Genomic DNA, 18,289 nt, shown 5'->3' on the forward strand with positions numbered 1-18,289 from the left:
TCCGTTTTATGTTTGTAGGCATGTCCCAATCTCAGACATCCAGCTGGAGCTGCACCTCGGCCTCGGCCTGCTGCTTGAACTCCTCTATCTGGACAGGGTTCAGCTCCGGCAGCTCATCCAGCTTCCCCACGCCGAAGCAGCGCAGGAACTGTTCCGTGGTGCCGAAGAGCAGGGGCCTGCCCGGCGCGTCCAGCCTCCCCAGCTCCGCGATCAGGTCGTATTCCAGCAGCTTGTTGATGGCATGATCGCAGTTGACGCCCCTGACCCGCTCTATCTCCGCCCTGGTCACGGGCTGCTTGTAGGCGATGATGGAGAGGGTCTCCAGCACCGTATCGGTGAGGCTCATCTTCTTCGGCACCTTGGCGATCTTCACCAGATATTCGTACATGTCCTCCTTGGTGCACAGCTGGACGGAATCCTCGAACCGCACCAGCGTGATGCCCCTGTCTTCCCTGGCATAGCGCTCCTCCATGCCTTTCAGGATATCCTTCAGCGTCTTCACGTCCTCTTCTATCACATCGGCCAGGCGGCCGATCTCCACGGATTCCCCCATGGTGAACAGCACCGCCTCGATGACCGCTTCCGCTCTCTTCCTCTTCATTCCCGCCGCTCCTTCCTGTCCCGGACATTGCCGGATGCCCTGCAGGGACCTGCGCCGCACGGGCGAAATCCTCCGCCCCGGCTAGGCCGGAACCGGCATCCACGTTATCATGATATCATCAAAAAGATTTTCCTGATTGATGGAAATCCGTCCCGTCTTCATCAGCTCCAGGACGATCAGGAAGGTGACGATGATCTCCATCTTGCTGGCCTGCTTCTCCAGGAGCCTCCGGAAGCTGAAATGTCTGTGTTCCCGGGCGTAGGCCTCCACATAGAGGAGCTTCACGTCCATATCGATCTCCTCCTTTTCGATATTGCCGTAGCGGCTCCGGATGGGGTCGATTTTCTCCTCCTGACGGCGGATGATCGTCTTGAAGATCTCATGCAGACGGCTCAGCGTCATATCTCCTATAAGCTGGTCGTAGTCCAGCGGGGGCTTGTACAATGCCACCTCCGGCGGGAGCTTCTGCTCCCGGTACAGGTTCTTGGCCGCGTCCACCTGGCGGTCCCGCAGCTCCAGGGACATATATTTATAGAGCTTGTACTCCAATAGCTTCTGCACCAGCTCGGCCCTGGGGTCTTCCTCCTCGCCCTCCTCGTCCACTTCCTTGGGCAGCAGCATCCTGCACTTGATGTCAATCAGGGTAGCCGCCATCACCAGGAACTCGCTCATCACGTTCATGTCGTTGGTCTCCATCTGCCTGATGTAGTCCAGATACTGCGCCGTGATTTCCACGATGGGGATATCATAGATGTCAATCTTATTCTTTTCTATCAGATGAAGCAGAAGGTCCAGGGGGCCTTCGAAGGCTTCCAGCTTTATCGGTATCGCCATTGTCTCCTCGCTTCGGGGCGCTATTCTTCCCGGAAGGCTTATTTGTGGAAAGCATCTCTTCCGTTTCGGGCCTAGAGTATTATTTTACCCCTTTTGCCCCGGCTTTTCAAGAAAGAACATCTGTTTCCCCCGGCCGGAAATCCAGCACCCACAGCTCCCCCGGATTGAAGGCGCGCACGGGGATGGTGTGGCTCCCCAGGCCCCTTCCCAGCACCATGACGGACGCCCCTTCCCCGAAGATACCTCCGTCGTATTTTGGAAAGAAATGCCAGGCGGGGGAAAGCACGCCCTTGCCCCAGAGCGGCACTCTTGCCACGCCTCCGTGCACATGTCCGGACAGCGTCAGATCCGCGCCCCAGGCGGCGTACTGGGGAAAGTAGTCCGGATTGTGGGCCAGCAGCACTGTGTAGGCATCTGCCGGAGCCTGTCCCAAAATGCGGGGGAGATAGTCCGGCGGCATCTGCACGGTCCTGAAACGCCTGTAATATTCCATGTCGATTTCAGCGCCGTAGACGGCGAGGCCATATTCCGGTAGATCCACATGGCTGTTCAACATGGGCTCCACGCCGATCCTCTTTAGGGCTTTCCTATATTGCTTTGCCATTTTTCCGTAGTGCCTGGAGGACAGCCTCAGGCGCTGCTCATGGTTCCCGTTGGCATAGTAGACGGGGTATTCCCGGACCAGATTCTCCAGGAGCTGCACCGCGGGCTCCAGCGGCGCCTTGGTATTGGCTGTGACCAGGTCGCCCGCTATCAGGATGAAATCCGGCTTCTGCCCGCGGATTGCCGCCAGAAGCCTTTCGTTCCCTTTTCCGTAGCATTTATTGTGCAGATCCGTCAGGAGGACGGCCCTGCAGCCGCGCCTGATCCGCGGATCCGTCAGGGTATGCTTTCGGATGACGAAGCGGTTCGTGTCGTAGAGCATCACCCAGAGCAGCGCCAATGCCGCTGCCGCGATGATAGTGAACAAAATATCTGTCATGGAGTTCCTTCCTATCTTTCTATGTGTCTGCGGGATGGCCGGGGAGCACCCTGGCCATCCTGCCCGATCCATTCATGCATTCATGATACCAGATGGTCATAACAGGAAAAAGCCGAATATTTTCCTCAGATAATCCGGGTAGCCGGCCTTTTCGATATCTTCCGTAAACAGGATGGGGATGCTGCCGATCTCGCTTCCGTTCAGCAGGTAACGGGCCCTGCCCGCCTCTGTCCCCTGTTCCACCGGCGCCCGCACCGTCTCCGGCAGCTCCAGCACCTTCTCCACCGCACCCAGGTCGTTGCCCGCGATGTCCAGATGGCGGAATTCTCCCTGATACGCGATTCCCGCCTCGTCCGCCTTCCCGCCCTCCACGGGCAGCGCGGGTAGAGGCTCCTGGTTTCCGTCTATGTACAGATTGCACACGCTGAAGCCATAGGTGAGGAGGGCCTGCGCGTCCCCGAAGCGCGTCTTGTAGTCCGGCGCGCCCATCACCACCGCTATCAGGTCGATGCCGTCCTTGGACGCCGTGGCGGAGAAGCAGTATTTGGCTTTCGACGTAGAACCTGTCTTCAAACCTGTGGTCCACTGGTACTGCTTCAGCAGCTTGTTGGTGCTGCTCAGGGTAAAGGTCGATGTGCCCTGTCTGGTCTCGTGGGTGATGTCCTCCATCCAGATGGTGGTATACCGGAAGATGTCGGGATACTTCACGGTCAGCTCCCTGGACATGATTGCCACGTCCTTCGCGGAGGTGTAATGATTGTCTGAGTCGCTCAGGCCGCAGCAGTCCTCGAAATGGGTGTCCACCATGCCCAATTCCGCGGCCTTCTCGTTCATCAGGGCCACGAAAGCCTCCTCGCTGCCCGCTATGTGCTCCGCCACCGCCACGCTGGCGTCATTGCCCGAGGAGATCGCGATGCATTTGATCATGGTGTCCAGGGTCTGGGTCTCCCCCTGTGCCAGATACACCTGGGAGCCGCCCATGGAACTGGCATGCTCGCTGGTGATCACCTGGTCCGTCAGGCTTATCCTGCCGCTGTCGATGGCTTCGAAGGTGAGCAGGAGCGTCATGATCTTCGTGATGCTGGCCGGGCTTCTCCGCTCCGTGGAGCTCTGCTCGTAGATCACCTCGCCGGTAGAGCTCTCTATCAGGATGACGGACGGGGAAGATATCGCCACATTGGCGCTTACGGGCAGCATCGCCGAGAAAAACAGCGCAAGGGAAAGAAACGCCGCTGCCAGAGATTTCCTTCTCAACATAAAATGCCACACTCCATATTCCATATCTTTGTCAATAGGATATGAAGATGGAGGCGGATATATGCCAAATGGCCCAAAATCGTGGCAGGGCCCAGGCCCACCGGGCGGATGCGGATACAAAATCCCCAGCCTTTGCGGGCTGGGGATAAGCTGGTTAGTTATATTTGCGCTTCCTGGCGGCTTCAGACTTCTTCTTGCGTCTGACGCTCGGCTTCTCGTAATGCTCACGCTTGCGAATCTCCTGCTGGATTCCAGCTTTCGCACAACTTCTCTTGAAACGGCGCAATGCGCTGTCCAATGTTTCGTTTTCTTTTACGATTACGTTCGACATGTCCACCCGACCCTCCCTTCAGTCCCTCAAGCAACATGACTGATTGGGTTATTTTTTATGTATCGCATATAGCCCATACACAAGTTTTATTATATCATAAATGCTGTATACGTCAACAGTTTTTTACAGTTTTTAGCATAAAAATTTTTCAGGGCCCTTCAGACCGGCCGATCGCCCCGGGAATCCTCAGGAAAACACAGCGTAATGCGAAGCGCCCCGCCCTCCAGGCCGGCTTCGGCGTCCCCGCCCATTTTCCGCATCAGCTCCCTGACGATGAACAGCCCCAGGCCGGAGGAGCCTTTCCGCCGGGAGGGGTCGCTTTTATAGAACCTGTCGAAGAGCCGCTCCGGATTGGGAAGGCTCTCCTCTGAAACGGGATTCTCGAAGGATATCCGGTTCCCTGTCTGGACAATGGAGAGCCTGCCCGCACCGTGCACCAGTGCGTTTGTAATCAGATTCAGGAACACCCGCCGCAGGGCCTCCTGGTCTGCCATGACCCGAAAGCTTTCCGTATCGAATCTCACTTCAGGAGCCGTGCCCGCCTCCTGGAACCTGGCGTACAGGCCCAGCAGGCATTCGCCCAGGATGGGCAGCGCCTGGAGGCTCTCCACGGACAGCCGGAAATCCTCTCCCGTGACCTTCGTATACAGGAACAGTTCCTCCAGCATGTCCTCCAGCTCCCGCAGCCGCCTCTCCACGGCATCCAGGTAATGCTGCCGCTTTTCGGCGTCTGAGCACTCCTGGGCCAGTTGGACGTACCCGAACGCCCCGGTGAGGGGCGTCCGGATATCGTGGGCCAGGCTGGTGATGTCCTGTTTGAGCCGCTTCTCGGCCTGGTCGTACTGAAGATAGTCCCTGTCCCTGGCCTGCAGGACATGGTTCAGCATCCGGCAGAGGGCCAGCAGGGGCTTGCATCGGCTGTTCAGCGTCAACTCTATATGGCTCCCCGCCGCCACTTCTTCCAGCTGCCGATAGAGGGATTTCAGCTCAGCCCTGTAACGAATCCATGCGAATCCCAGACAGAGACACAGCATGCAGACAACCGCCAGAATAATCTCCATGTCACCCCTTGCCCTTTCCTTCCTCGGCCTCAGCCTTCTTTCTCTGTCCTCGGCTTTCTTTCCTTCTCAGCCTCAGATATCGCGCTTCCTGACGGCCACCACTGACGCGGCGGAGTAAAGCGCCAGGAACGCAAGCCCCACAGCCACCCCTCTCAGGTCTCCCACAGACGCATAGGCGGAGGGCCCATAGGTCAGATTATAATAGATGGTATACTCCACCCAGCCGCCCAGATGGAACTGGCTGGTGATACTGTGGAGCAGCATCACAATCAGGCCGCTGCCGCCAAACACGGCCCCCAGTACACCTATGGTAGTGCTCCGGCTCAGCACGCAGAGCAGGATAATCAAAGCGGCGAAGCCCGTGGTCAGCACCCAGGCCCATCCCAGATAGAACAGGGTGGCCCTCCAGTCGGATGCGGGGACCATATGCCGGAATAGCTGATTCATCAGCATATTGAACGCGAAGCCGAGCGCCAGATACAGGAAATTCAGGATGCCCGCCGCCATCAGCTTGCTGCCGATATAGACCTGGCGCTGCCTGTGTAGGCTCATGATGTTCTTCATGAAGCCTCCCTGATAATCCCCGCATACCAGCAATGCCACCGCAACGCCGAAGATGAGGCTGTACATCCCGCCGTCCATGCCGCTTTCCCGGAACATCGCCAATACATCCGCCTCCGCCAGCAGGGCCCTGCCCTCCTCCAGCTCGTTGAGCGGCAGCATCCCCAGCTTCAGCGCGGTCTCCTGCCCCTTGGGCGTAGCCATCAGCCAGACCATCAGGTAGCTTAAGAAAATGACCCCCAGGAGGCACCCAAAGCATACATAAGCAAACTTGCTCCTTTTGATACGATATAAGTCCATGCACAGCAGATTAAACATGCTCCTCGCCTCCCTTCCTGCCTTCCGCCAGATTGTCCATTCGGTTCAGAAAATACTCTTCCAGATCCATGTGATGGAATCCGGAGGAATAGACCTGTACCCGGTTTTCGATGAGAAGGTGGTTCAGCCATGCGCCGTCCTTCAGGTCATAGAGGCGTATTATCTTATCGTCCATGACCTCTGCCTGCATCTGCGGGGCATGCTCCAGAATCAGCGGCAGCGCGCGTTTGCTGTCGTCCACCTCTATCTGGAAATAGTCCCTGCAGTTGCCCTCCAATGTCTCCCTGTCAATCTGCTCTACCAGGTTCCCCTCCTTGATGATGCCGTAATGGGTGGCAATCTTGCTCAGCTCTCCCAGGATGTGGGAGCTGATGATAAGGGTCTTTCCCTCCTGGGAAAGCGCAAGCAGAAGCTCGCGGACCTCCCTTGTTCCCTCCGGGTCCAGACCGTTGATCGGCTCATCCAGAATCAACAGATCCGGATTCCCCAGCAGCGCAAGGCCGATTCCCAGCCGTTGCTTCATGCCCATGGAAAAATAGCGCGCCTTCTTGCTCCCCGTGTCCGAAAGCCCTGTGGAGGCCAGCGCCCTGTCCACGCTCTTTTCGTCTGTCAGCCCCATGCATTTGGCTTTCATCATCATGTTCTGCCTGGCGGTCATGTTAGGGTAGAGGCCCGTGGACTCTATCAGGCACCCCAGCCGCCTGGCCATGTAAGAATCCTCCGCCGGCTTCCCGAAGAGCCTGATTTCCCCCTCCGTTGGCTTCGCCAGCCCGCAGAGCATCTTCAGCGTGGTGGACTTCCCGGCCCCGTTCCTTCCGATGAATCCGTAGATGGCTCCCTGCCTCACCTGCATGCTCAGGTGGTTCACTGCTGCTTTCCCGTTGTAGGACTTGGTCAGCGACAGGGTCTCTACGGCCAGCTTTTCCTTTTCTTTTGACATTCCTGAAACTCTCCTTTCCTGATCTGCTCTCTATTCTGAACCATAAGATTTCAAAAAGCGCTCAGAAAGAGTTAAGAAAGGGTAAAGTTTCAGCATAGCTTGAAGCCCATCCCCCAGACGGTCTGGATATAGCTGTCCGTACCGCTCTCTTTCAGCTTTGCGCGGATATTGCTGATGTGGACATTGATGGTCTTGTCCTCGGCCAGGTATTCCTCCCCCCAGGCGTACTCATAGATCATCTGCTTGGAGAATACCCTCTTGGGATTCCGGATCAGCAGCTCTAATATCAGGAACTCATGCCGCGTCAGCAGGATTGGCATCCCCGCGGCAGTCATCTCCTGCCTGTCCGGGTGCAGCGTCCATTCCCGGTAGGTGTAGACCCGCCCCTCCGGCGGCCTGTCCCCGGAACCCGTTCCCCGCTCCCGTCTGCGCAGCTGCACCTGGATCCGCACCAGGAGCTCCCGCAGCTCGAAGGGCTTGCAGATATAGTCCTCCGCCCCGTCGGACAATACCTTCACCTTGCTGTCCAGCCCGCTCTTGGCCGACAGCACGATGACAGGGGCCTTCCCGGCGAACTGCTTCACCAGTTCCTCCCCCGTCACCCCGGGCAGCATCAAGTCCAATAACACCAGGTCGAATTTCTCCATAGAGAACAGGAGCCTCCCCTCGCTGCCGGAGTAGGCCTGGGTACAGGCATAGCCCTGGGCTTCCAGGTATTCCTTTATCATCTGATTGTTGTCCGCGTCGTCTTCTATGATCAGCAAGCGCTCCATAAAAATGCCGTCCTCCCTCTGCTCTTCACCCTCCTGCTCTCCGGCGTTCAGGGGAGGAAAATGGCTTTCCTCCCCTGAAACTATGTGGCGTAATGATCCCAGCCTGTTGCCCACAGGGCCTATTCCTCTGTGCTGCCAGCCACTTTCACCCCTGTCAGGCAGACGGCAGCCGGGCCTTCAAATTCTTTGTCCACCTGGGTCTCCCTGGAAAAAATCAGGTTCTTCTGAGCCTCCAGGATGCTGCCGTTGATGGAGCCGCCTGTGACCGGAATCTTCTTCTCCCCGTCATACAGGAAAGCCAGCCTGATCTCGCCGCCGAAATGCCCGCTGTAGGAATCCATCTGGAAGTCGGAGAAATTCACGATCTCCAGGCAGGGGGCCTGCCGCATCTCCTCCAGGGACACCTGCCCCGCGGGGGCCTGGTAGCTGCTGTAGTTTCCCGTGGGCTCCTGCTCCAGATAATACGCGAAACGGTTGCCGCCGTGGAGCAGCTTGAGCTCCCCCTCCTTCACCAGCTCCCTGTCCCGCATGGGAATGCCCTCCGGGCTGTAAGGCACGGTGGCTTTCAGGGTCAGGTCGATCCGGTCTTTTTCCACTTCCCCGCCCTGTACATCGCAGCCGGGCCGGAAGGTGGAATATTTGGGGTAGACCATGGCCATGTCGGAGCGCATTACATAATAGCTGAAGATCTCCTTTACATAGGAGCCGGAGAGGATCACGCGGTATTCCCCGGCGGGGGGAGCCGTCACGGCCTGGGCTCTGGCACGGGTCATCTCAAGGGTATCCCGCACCTTCCTGCGCAGGGCCTGGGTGTCCATGTCATCATAGGCGAAATCCTCATAGGTCTCCACATCCTGTCCCGCGGTGCACTGGGCCACGAACTCGCCCGTTACCCTGCCCTTGCAGTAGGATACGTCCACGCCCTTTGCGTTCACGATATGACATGTGGTCCTGGTGGCGAAGATTTCGGCGGAGTTCAGGAACACATCCTTCTCCGTATCCTCCGCGAACATGGCGTCCGCAAAGCAGCCCGCCACCTCCGCCAGGGATCTGTCCGAAAGGTGCTTCGCCTTCTCCAGAACCTGCGGGGAGGGCTCCCCTGTCCCATGGTACAGCTCATAGTAAGGATTCTTTACGAATCCCGCGGCATACAGGGCGTCCCGGAACATCTGCTCCAGCTGCTCCTCCGTGAAGCTGTCCTGTACCTGTACCGCCGCAGAGCCCAGGTAACGGTCCTCACCCTCGGAAAACTCCCTGTACACCGTCACCGCCGCCTGGCGGATTTCCTTCTGGCGCTGCATGTCCAGGGCCCTGCGGATGAAGAACAGCTCCGCGGACTCCTCCCTGGTCTCCGTAATCTGATACAGCGCCGCGCCGCTCTTTTCCAGGGCGGACAATATTTTTTCCATAAAATGCTCTTTTCCTGTCATCGTTACCTCCTCCAACACTATCCAACATGCCGCCTGACAATCCCCAAAATCTGCCAGGCAGCCCGGCTCCCGAGCGAAAGCCGATGGGAACCTTACACTGCACTCAGCCCAGCCGTATCCTTGCCTTGATGTAGGGGCCGCCGTCGGACACCTTCACCCACTCCTTGTAGCCCTTGCCGCACATGCCTCCGCCTCCCAGCTCCACCTTCTCCGATACCATGCTGATGGATTTCAGGAGATCCGGCACATAGCCTGTGAGCACCACGGGAGAGAAGATCTTCCCGGTGAGCTTCCCGTCCCGGATTTCCCTGGCGATGCTGACCATGCACTGGATGCCCCAGTTCTTGGGGTCCTCCATGCCGCTGGAGGGCTCTTCCAGCAAAAAGCCGTAGGAGATCGAGGCAATCATGTCCTCCAGCTTATCCTTGCCGCCCTGGAAAAAGGTATTGGTCATCCTGGTGTAGGCCTTGCGCTGATAGCTCTCCCGCCTGCCGTTGCCAGTGGGAACCGTGCCCAGGTGCATGGCGGACTGGGCATCGCTGATGCCGGCTTGTAAGATGCCCCTGTCGATGACGATGGTGTCCTTCGCAAGCACGCCCTCATCGTCGAAGAAATAGGTGGCCACTTCTTTCGCCGCGCTGGCCCCGTCATGCATGGTGACCAACTCCGAGGCCACCTGCTTGCCCACGAACTGCTCCGCCAGCGCCCGCTTCTTCACGAACATGTCCATCTCCACGCCGTGGCCGAAGGCCTCGTGCACGATCATGCCAGTGGCCTCCGGCGTGCAGATACAGTCGTACTCGCCGGGCGTGATGGGCTCGCTCTCCAGAAGCTCCAGCGTCACCTTCGCCGCGTCCCGCACGCCGTCCCGCATCCGTTCCAGAAGCTCCGCTCCGCCCAGATTGGAGAAGCCCTTATAGCTTCTCTTGATCTCCTGTCCCCTGGATGCCATGACGCTGAAGCCACCTGCCGTCCAGAGCACGTTCTGCTCCATGTCCCGGTTCCTGGACAGGAAGAGCTTGCTGTATTTCTGATAATTCAGGAACGCCCCACAGTCCAGGATCCTCTCGTCGTGCGCTCTGCCCGTCTCGCTGATCCGCGTCAGCTCCCTGATGATTTTCTCGTCGCCGTATTCCGCCGGGTCGATTTCGTATTCCGTGCTGTCAGCGAACACCAGAGGCTCATCCTCCAGCATGGCATAGACGCTGCGCTCCACGCCCTCCGGGAGATGCCCGGACATGGGGATGAGGTCGCCCTTTACCTTCGCAATGATTTCCTCCACCCGGTCCTCGGAAATCTCATTGAAGGAATACTCTCCGTAGCCGGAGCCGTCGTAGACCTTCACTACAAATCCCCTGCCGGACCACAGGCCCACCATGCCGATGTTCGTGGCGGTCCTGGATACGGAATACTGCTTTGCCTGGGAGTCGGTGGCCAGTATGGAGGCGTATGGGAACTCCTCCAGCAGCCTGTCCCGCAGGCGGAGCAGGATCGGCTTTATATCGTGCAGATATTTGCTTGCTTTTACCTTCATATTCTTCGTTTCCTTTCTTATATTTAAGGGATTGGCAAAGACATTATACCATTCCGCCGGGGAAAATGAAAGGGGTTTGTGAAAGTGATGGCATCTGAGGGCTGGTTTATCGTTTGTCGAATAAAGTCGGAATTTTAGAAAACCTGAAAATAAACCGTGACAATCTACCTTTCATGTGATATGCTGGAGGTAGTCTTTGAAAGGAGGTTTCTGATTATGGCGTTGACACAGGACGATTTGCTGGCAATTTCACAGTTATTGGATGTGAAGCTGAAAGCAGAGATACAACCGATAAAAAATGAAATACAATCCTTGAAAAGCGATGTACAGTCCGTTAAGACAGAGCTGCTGGCTGAAATGCAGGCCCTTAAAGCCGAGCTGTTGGCTGAAATGCAGGCTCTCAGGGCTGAGCTGCAAGCTGAAATGCAGGCTCTTTGGGCTGAACTTCAAGCCGTAAAAGCAAGCTTGGAAGCCGAAATACACAAGATAAAATTGTTCCAGGAAAATGTGATAATGCTGCGCCTGAACACGATTGAATCCTGCTATCTCTCAACCTATGAGAGATATAAAGTTTCAACGGAAGGGTACGAGGCCCTACAGGCCGACAACGAAATCATGAAAGCGATTATCATGGAACATAGTGAAAGACTTCAAAAACTGGCATAAACGCCGAAAAAGGGCTGACTGGAGATACCGTTTCCGGTCAGCCTTTTTCCGCGCCAGAGCCATGCGGCGCTTCCGGGCCTATCAGTCCTGTAACCGAACCAAATCTGCTGACAGGAAAGGCAGCCGGCTTTACTGAAACCGGATGCCTTTCCATACATGTCTTTCCAACATAGTCATGCGCGTTCAGATGATTTCCAGATAATCCCTGTCCGGAAGAGGCGGGAATTCCACCGTGGGCAGGGTCTGATACCAGTAGGCCACGGAGGCGATATCGTCCTGTAGAGGCAGATAGCGCCCTTCGCTCCTCCATCCCAGGGCCTGTATAGTCACCTTTAGGCTGCTGTCGAAATAGATGGGATCCGGAATATGCCAGCGGTACATGCCGAAGCGGAACTGGCTGCGGTACAGCTTATCGGGCGCCAGCACCTGCAGCCCTGTATAAGGCGTGGAGAATGCCGCGTATCTGTCATGGGTCAGAGGGTCTTCGAAATTGTAGGAGCCGCAGAAATAATCCTCGGTGCCCGTGCCGCAGATGGTGGGATAGTCCCTGTCGCCATCCATATAGAACTTGATTTCTCCCTCGCCCCACCAGTTGCTGTTGTTCACGCCCCAGGCCATGTAGGTGCCGACGTATTGGCCCTTGCCCCGGATTCCGTCCACGATGGTATAGACCTCCTTGTAGGGCAGGGGGTTTGTCCGGCGGAACTGGGCATGGAGATAGGCGATGGTGTCCGGCAGCGTCTGGAGGGTATAGTCAACCTGGTAATACACGATGGTCTCCTTGTCCGCAAGGTTCTCCAGGGTGATGCGGCACCTGGTCAGAAAGGGCATCTGCCAGTAGCAGTTGAAGGCGCTGCCCGGATTCACGCAGACAGCCATGGAACTGATCTGGGAATACTCGTTCCATCCCATGCAGAAGAAGTCGCCCACCGGGCATTCCACGGAAGGATGGGCCTGATCGTCCCAATAGATGCGCAGGATCAAATCCCTCCAGCGCCCCTGAGGCGTCAGCCAGATATGACGGATCATACCCGGGCCCTGGATATCGGCCATCTCAAAGATGCTCCCGCCTTCGATGCGGACGCAGGGATTCACCTTCCAGCCCATGCCCAGATCCCTGCACGCATGGCTGGCGATTCCCTGCTCCGGCGGGCACATGCCGCCCTTCCCCGGCTCTCCGGTATAATTCTCCGGGCTGATGGAGCGTGATTTAATGTCAACCACCTGACACAGTGTGGATAAGTCGAACATCTGAAATCTCCTTTCCATCGGTAATCCCGTCATGCGGGAAATGATAGTGTAAGTATATAATATCCCGGGACCGATTGCAAGCATTTCCGGGCATGAAACACCGGCTGTCTCTCGTATGCCGCACCTGTTTTCCTGTATCCGCCCCTATGGTTCCCGGAAGAACATGGGCACTACCGTGGCGTTCTGCTTCTCTATGATCGGGGCGTAACGGTCATAGTTCTTTTGAATCAGGCCCAGATAGAGCATGTCTATGATGGCCAACTGGGACAGTCGGGAGACCAGCGTCTCGCTCTGTAGGGTCTTCTCATGGCTGGCAGTTAGGAGACGGATGTCCGCCAGATTGGCCACTGCGCTGGATTCGAAGTTTGTGATACAGATAATCCTGGTGCCCTGCTCCCTGGCCAGGCGCAGGGCCTCTATGGTCTGCTGGGTCTTGCCGGAATGGGAGATGCCGATGGCTACATCCTCCGGCTCCATGGATACCGCGTATGTGATTTGGGCATGGGAATCCGAGGAGGCCTGGACGAACATGCCCAGCCGGGTAAACTTATTTACCACGTCCTGGGCCACGAATGCCGAATTGCCCAGTCCGAACACACAGATGCGGCGGGCGTTCTCCAGGGCGTCCACTGCTTTGGCGTATTCCTGGATATCCACCGTTTTCTTCATGTTGTTCAGGGCGCAGATGGAACTGCCGATCACCCGCTCCGGGATCTCCGTGAAGGTAGTGTCCGCATCCACGCTCAGATCCTCGATGCCCTCCTCCAGATCCGCCTGGCTGGGGCTCTCGTTGGAGACCGCCATGGCGATGTGCATGTCCCGGTAGCCCTCGTACCCCAATGTCTTGGAAAAGCGCACGAACGTGGCCTCGCTGACCCCGGCTGCCTTGGAGGCGGATGTCAGGTTGCTGTAGATGAACGACTCCCTGTTGGTGAGGATATAATCGGCTACCCGTTTTTCAGAGGGCTTGAGGTCGGGATACAACGACTTGATTTTCAGAATGATGGTAGATTCCCCTTTTACGTTCAATGCAGAGCACCTCCTTATGTTCTTTATTGTCTCAATTGTACCTAATAAAGCCTGTCACGTCAATGAAAGGTTGATATCAGGCTATTTCATCAAATGCCCTGCAAGCTCCTGCGCAGAAGGGCTCTTCCCGTTCTCCACATAATATCCGGATACCGCCATGCCCAGGAGCATCGAATCCCTGTATCCCAGCCCAAGGAGCTGTCCCAGGCAGAACCCGGCATTGAAATTGTCCCCGCCTCCGGTAGAGATTTTGGGCGCTTCCACCACATGGCCCTGCTCGGCGATCAGCCCGTCCGCGGTGACGACAATGCAGCGGTCAATCGGATGGACGACAACGGCGGAAATCCCAAGCAGGTCATACAGGCGAAGCGCTGCCTCTTCCGGGCCGGCGCAGCCCCTCCCTGTCGATGCGGCCAGGCAGAGGGCCTCATTCTCATTCAGGCCCAGCATCACATCGCAATAATCCTCATAGGAGCGTATCAGGGAGAGCACGGATTGTATATCCTCTTTTGTCCGCTTGGAGGGGTCTGCCAAATCGAAAAATACTTGTCTGCGGCGGCGTGGCTCTTCCATCCCTGCTCCCTTCTGTCTCCCACATAAACCCTTTTGTCCGGCAAGGCCTTCCCCGTCCAATTCCGGCAATATCTCCTGATAGATGCCGTGCCAGATTCTGTCCGCCCCCGGCACGCCGCTCCAATTGACCAGCGCAATCAGGCTGCTTTCCCGAAACAGACTGGCCAAGTCATTCCGACCGATTTGGTCAATGATGGTCTCCCAGGTCAGCTGCTCCAATGCCGCCAGGTCGGCGAACATCAGCTTCCCGTCATTGAACTCCAGGGCATGGGTGTGCGCCGGCTGGCAGAGGCTGATGCTTCGGCAGTCGGCGGACATCGCCTTAAACTCAGCCCGAATCTCGGGATATCCCATAGCGCCGATGCATACGGTAGGCACTCCCATGCCGGCCAGCGCATTGGCCATGATAGGCCCATTGCCGCCCAGCTTTATCGTGTCCGTCACCACCTCCAGATCCGCGCTGCGCCCAGCAGCGGCGGCTATGCGCCTGGAGAACCCTGTGATGTCCTGAAAATAGGACGCTGTCCCAGCGCTGTCCCGGCTCTCCACGACCCTCATCAGCTCGTCGATGTAGCCGTCGAAGCCGATGAGGGCATGGAGGAATGGCATCTCCCCTACCCTTCTTTCCAATACTGACGCAATGTGTGCTGCTCGTTCATTCATAGCCAACTCCTTTTCCAGGCCTTTCATGAAATGCCCCTTCCCCCAAAAAGTCCTTTTCAAGAAAGAGGGGCATCCCGTCTAATGCGTAATTTTATAGATGCGCACATCCGCAGCCCTGAACCAGACATCCAGGGCATCTCCTTCCAGGGTCTTGCCGGAATAAAATTCCGTGACCACCGCGCCTGTCGGGAGCAGGCTCCGGTTCAGGCATAGCCTGGTACGCACCTCATCGCCGCCGTGATTGACGCAGATTGCCAGGATGTCCCCGGTTGCGGGGTCTTCCAGACATCCGGTCTCAATCCTCACATCCCCGCACCTGAGGATGGGGGTGATGTCGGCCTCCTGTATCATGGCGTCCATCATATGGAAGGACTCTGAGCGGACGAAGTCCTCTAAAACCACGTCCATCAGGCTGTTGTCCACGGGGAGCGTCATGAGATAGGCCCTGCCGTCTCCGTAATGGTTTTTAAGCAGTGCCGGGATATCCCCGCCAAGCTCGCAGATCGTCTCTGCGCTCTGTGCCTTTACGCGGACCCAGTCCTTACGCCTGGCACCTGTCAGCTCGATGCTGTCTCCCGCTTTCCAGTGTCCCCAAGGCTCCTTTACCCATAATTTATCATATCCGTAATCCTTCTCGGGAGCCTGTACCTCCACGCCGAACAGCTCGTTGAAATACACGTTGAGGCCAGCACTGCCGTCATAAATATAGTAGATCGCCCCTCCGTCGGCCACGAACCTGCGCAGCTTGTCCCACTGGGAGGTGAGCATCCCAGTGCCGGAAGGCATGAGGAGCATACGATAATCTGACAGCTCCTCGCTGCTCCAGACGAAATCCACGTCTATGCCACATCCCTTGGTCAGCAGCAGAGCGGTATAAATCTTATATAGCGTGTTCCCGATATCCTGATAGTACCCTTCCGGCACTACTATGGCAGTCTCCGCCTTGCGCGGACGATACCTTCCCACTTCCGCTTTCTTTGCAAAGGCCGCGTATTCGCTCAGTTCCTTTCCGGAGGGTTTGAGCCGCCCTTTTGTATCTACGATACCGAAGTATGGCTCGATGCAATATCCCTCCAGCGGCACCTTATGCCATATGCTCTCATGGAAATCGTTATAGACCCATGGAAGGACACCCGTACTGCCGTTCAGCAGATTACTGTAGAGCGATACCTTGAAATACCTTCCTATGATTTCCTCCGAATACATGACGGAGCTGAATCCCGGCGCTTCGCAGGTAAAGACCGGTGTGCCACGTTTGTTCATCTTCACATGATAGGCCAGAGTATAATTCCTGCGGATGGTATCAAGCCTTTCCTCGGGAGCGGGATAGCCGGGATAACAGGTGACCACCATATGATCCAATATGTCCGCCATGTCCCTAATATCCATACCGTAATTCGCGGCGGCGATATGTCCGAAGCCCAGCGTCACCAGATGGTTGGAATCCACTGACTTTATGGCTCTGTACATGCGCTCTACCCATCGGGCCAGGGTGTCGCGGTCATAGGGCAGCTGCTCTGCTTTCGGATGCCTGGAATAGAATTCCGGTTCGTCACAGATGTCCCAGAACAGAATCTGCTCCTCGTCCCTGTAGGGCTCGATGAAATGCTTCAGATGGTTCTCTGCCACAGCGACCATCTCTCCGGTGAAGAACGGGCGGTCGCCGCGGAAGGGCACGTCATAGTCTCTGGTGGCGACTCCCACCAGGAACCAGGGCATGATGTAGAGGTCGTATTTCCGGCACATTTCTATAAAAGCACGGAATTTTACGGAAAACTCTTCATTATACTTCCCTTCCTCCGGTTCCATGTAGCCCCAGTGCATGGGAATGCGCACGGCCTCCAATCCCAGCGATGCAATGTGCTGCAGGTCTTTTTCGATAGTCTCCGGCCGCCAGTCCTCCCAGAAATTGCTGCAGATGTAGCTGGCGACATAGTTGATGCCTACGATGTGTGCAGGGCGGCCCGTCTTGTCGAGCAGCAGCCCATCTTCATTGAATCTGATAAAACCCATTTCCCACTCTCCTTTTTCTGCATTTATACTGCACATCGGTTAAATTTGCGGTGCAACCCGACTGCAGACCGCCAGCCAAGTACTTTCCCGGAGACGCTACTGTAAATCCTGACGGTCTGCAGTATATCTGTGTTTATGTCTGGAATGGCTTTTCTGGAAAGAGGGACGCGCAGCCTATCTAAGCCACAGCGTCCCCGATCCTATATTGCCCGAGACCTCTCTGGGCCATGGAATCAGTTGGAATAGCCGTAGGTCTTGTTCAAATCCTCTACGAAAGGCTCCCAGAGGCTCCTGTATTCGTCGAGATAGGCATCCCATGTGCTGTCTACATCTACATCAGTACAGATTATCTCTGTCATTTTCGAGTTGTATGGGAAAGAGAAATTTTCCTTCAGGTCGCCCTGGTAGTTCTCATAATTCTCACTAGGAAGATAAATATTTTTCGCATTTGCACAAGCGTTAGCAGCAATATTAAATACTTTGATATCCTGCTCATTAGCATCACTCAGTCCGGTTGCTGCAAACTCATCTGGACACCAACTTAAGAAAAAAAATGGAAAATTATTAGCGTCCTTCAATGCAGCACCATTTTTCATGGTAATCTTGCCATTTTCGTCAAACTCCCAATCGACTCCTGGTATTCCACAGTAGATGGACGTGTTCCCTTCCTTGCTGTAAAGCCAATCTGTGAAATCCAATATCCGCTCCAGAACCTTTTCATCTGTATCCGGGCTAAACACCGTAGTGGTCCAATAATTATAGTCCACAGTTGATGCCCCCATGCTTCCATCATCCGCAGTAACGACTACATAGCCTAAATCTTCAATGCTGTCTCTCCCGGTTCCCTGTTCATACTGCAATCGGATATAAGCTATGTCCGAGGCCGGAGCTCCATAAGGCATAGCTGCTGATTGTCCCGCAGCAAAGCTGTTCAGGGAGTCCACATCTGACTTGGTGTAATATTCCGCATCCAAGAGACCTGCCTTATACCATGACTGTAATAGTTTGAGCATTTCCTTGCATCCGTCCATTTCTGGTACAAATGAAAAGCCATCTTCCATCTCTACAATCGTGTTCTCTGAGATTCCATATGCGCTTCCCATCAGCTTCAGCAACCAGAAGTTGCCACCATCCAACACTATCTGGGTCAGCTTTGCTTCCTGGACCTTTTCCAGATATTCCTGCAGTTCGGAAATCGTTACGATTCCTTCGCTGCCAAAATCTTCCATTCCTACCTGTTTCGCCAGGTCTTTTCTGTAGAACATGACAGTCGATCTGTAAAAAGTAGACGCATCCGAGTAGAGGCCGAATATGCTGTGGGGAATCGCGTAAACCTTACCGTCTATCTCCAGTAGATTTCTCGCTCCGCTTACGTCCATCGCATGGGCTATATTCGGCCATTTGTCTTCCCACCCGTCCGGCAGCGCCTGGAGAAGGCCTTCCTCTACATGTTTCTTATAGGAAGATATCCC

The 18,289-nt window shown here is 56.0% G+C and carries 17 protein-coding genes; 1 reads left to right on the forward strand and 16 read right to left on the reverse strand.

The window, feature by feature from the left end; genetic code table 11:
- Window positions 1-31 precede the first annotated feature (31 nt).
- The 11 genes from scpB to Q2B33_RS00675 all read right to left on the reverse strand — a co-directional run bounded on the left by scpB (window position 32) and on the right by Q2B33_RS00675 (window position 10,622).
- Window positions 32-601 (reverse strand): SMC-Scp complex subunit ScpB, encoded by a 570-nt coding sequence (gene scpB / locus Q2B33_RS00625; protein WP_300783094.1) that lies wholly within the window; start codon window positions 599-601, stop codon window positions 32-34.
- 81 nt (window positions 602-682) lie between these two features.
- Window positions 683-1,435 carry a ScpA family protein gene (locus Q2B33_RS00630; RefSeq protein ID WP_296471051.1) on the reverse strand — a complete coding sequence of 251 codons (753 nt, stop codon included), beginning with the start codon at window positions 1,433-1,435 and terminating at the stop codon, window positions 683-685.
- 106 nt (window positions 1,436-1,541) lie between these two features.
- Window positions 1,542-2,417 carry a metallophosphoesterase gene (locus Q2B33_RS00635; RefSeq protein ID WP_300767395.1) on the reverse strand — a complete coding sequence of 292 codons (876 nt, stop codon included), beginning with the start codon at window positions 2,415-2,417 and terminating at the stop codon, window positions 1,542-1,544.
- Between the two features lie 96 nt (window positions 2,418-2,513).
- A complete protein-coding gene (locus tag Q2B33_RS00640; RefSeq protein ID WP_300783100.1) occupies window positions 2,514-3,614 on the reverse strand; it encodes a D-alanyl-D-alanine carboxypeptidase family protein in 1,101 nt (366 codons plus the stop codon).
- Window positions 3,615-3,828: 214 nt separating this feature from the next.
- Window positions 3,829-4,005: a 30S ribosomal protein S21 gene (gene rpsU, locus Q2B33_RS00645; protein WP_004222305.1), complete on the reverse strand. Its 177-nt coding sequence runs from the start codon at window positions 4,003-4,005 to the stop codon at window positions 3,829-3,831.
- Window positions 4,006-4,163: 158 nt separating this feature from the next.
- Window positions 4,164-5,066: a HAMP domain-containing sensor histidine kinase gene (locus tag Q2B33_RS00650; protein ID WP_296460728.1), complete on the reverse strand. Its 903-nt coding sequence runs from the start codon at window positions 5,064-5,066 to the stop codon at window positions 4,164-4,166.
- Window positions 5,067-5,138: 72 nt separating this feature from the next.
- Window positions 5,139-5,927 carry an ABC transporter permease gene (locus Q2B33_RS00655; protein ID WP_300815081.1) on the reverse strand — a complete coding sequence of 263 codons (789 nt, stop codon included), beginning with the start codon at window positions 5,925-5,927 and terminating at the stop codon, window positions 5,139-5,141.
- 10 nt (window positions 5,928-5,937) lie between these two features.
- On the reverse strand, window positions 5,938-6,885 hold the full coding sequence (locus tag Q2B33_RS00660) for an ABC transporter ATP-binding protein (protein ID WP_296460733.1): 948 nt from the start codon (window positions 6,883-6,885) through the stop codon (window positions 5,938-5,940).
- A gap of 89 nt (window positions 6,886-6,974) precedes the next feature.
- Complete coding sequence (locus Q2B33_RS00665) at window positions 6,975-7,658, reverse strand: response regulator transcription factor (protein ID WP_300567100.1); 684 nt, start codon at window positions 7,656-7,658, stop codon at window positions 6,975-6,977.
- 119 nt (window positions 7,659-7,777) lie between these two features.
- Window positions 7,778-9,067 carry a metallopeptidase TldD-related protein gene (locus Q2B33_RS00670; protein ID WP_300567103.1) on the reverse strand — a complete coding sequence of 430 codons (1,290 nt, stop codon included), beginning with the start codon at window positions 9,065-9,067 and terminating at the stop codon, window positions 7,778-7,780.
- A gap of 124 nt (window positions 9,068-9,191) precedes the next feature.
- Window positions 9,192-10,622: a TldD/PmbA family protein gene (locus tag Q2B33_RS00675; protein ID WP_300567106.1), complete on the reverse strand. Its 1,431-nt coding sequence runs from the start codon at window positions 10,620-10,622 to the stop codon at window positions 9,192-9,194.
- A gap of 216 nt (window positions 10,623-10,838) precedes the next feature.
- On the opposite strand from Q2B33_RS00675, the gene Q2B33_RS00680 reads away from it, so the two are divergent.
- On the forward strand, window positions 10,839-11,288 hold the full coding sequence (locus Q2B33_RS00680) for a hypothetical protein (protein ID WP_300567109.1): 450 nt from the start codon (window positions 10,839-10,841) through the stop codon (window positions 11,286-11,288).
- Between the two features lie 183 nt (window positions 11,289-11,471).
- On the opposite strand, the gene Q2B33_RS00685 is transcribed toward Q2B33_RS00680, so the two are convergent.
- From Q2B33_RS00685 to Q2B33_RS00705, 5 genes are all read right to left on the reverse strand, one after another.
- Window positions 11,472-12,539, reverse strand: coding sequence for a glycoside hydrolase family 172 protein (locus tag Q2B33_RS00685; protein WP_300567112.1), 1,068 nt, complete (start codon window positions 12,537-12,539; stop codon window positions 11,472-11,474).
- Window positions 12,540-12,683: 144 nt separating this feature from the next.
- On the reverse strand, window positions 12,684-13,568 hold the full coding sequence (locus Q2B33_RS00690) for a MurR/RpiR family transcriptional regulator (protein ID WP_300567115.1): 885 nt from the start codon (window positions 13,566-13,568) through the stop codon (window positions 12,684-12,686).
- 81 nt (window positions 13,569-13,649) lie between these two features.
- Window positions 13,650-14,804, reverse strand: a complete 1,155-nt coding sequence (locus Q2B33_RS00695) for a carbohydrate kinase family protein (RefSeq protein ID WP_300567119.1) — start codon at window positions 14,802-14,804, stop codon at window positions 13,650-13,652.
- A 78-nt stretch (window positions 14,805-14,882) separates the two neighbouring features.
- Window positions 14,883-16,817, reverse strand: coding sequence for a cellulase family glycosylhydrolase (locus Q2B33_RS00700; protein ID WP_300567122.1), 1,935 nt, complete (start codon window positions 16,815-16,817; stop codon window positions 14,883-14,885).
- A 233-nt stretch (window positions 16,818-17,050) separates the two neighbouring features.
- Window positions 17,051-18,196, reverse strand: coding sequence for a hypothetical protein (locus tag Q2B33_RS00705; RefSeq protein ID WP_330691341.1), 1,146 nt, complete (start codon window positions 18,194-18,196; stop codon window positions 17,051-17,053).
- Between the last annotated feature and the right edge of the window lie 93 nt (window positions 18,197-18,289).

This window comes from uncultured Acetatifactor sp. (assembly GCF_948601915.1).
Classification (GTDB): Bacteria; Bacillota; Clostridia; order Lachnospirales; family Lachnospiraceae; genus Acetatifactor.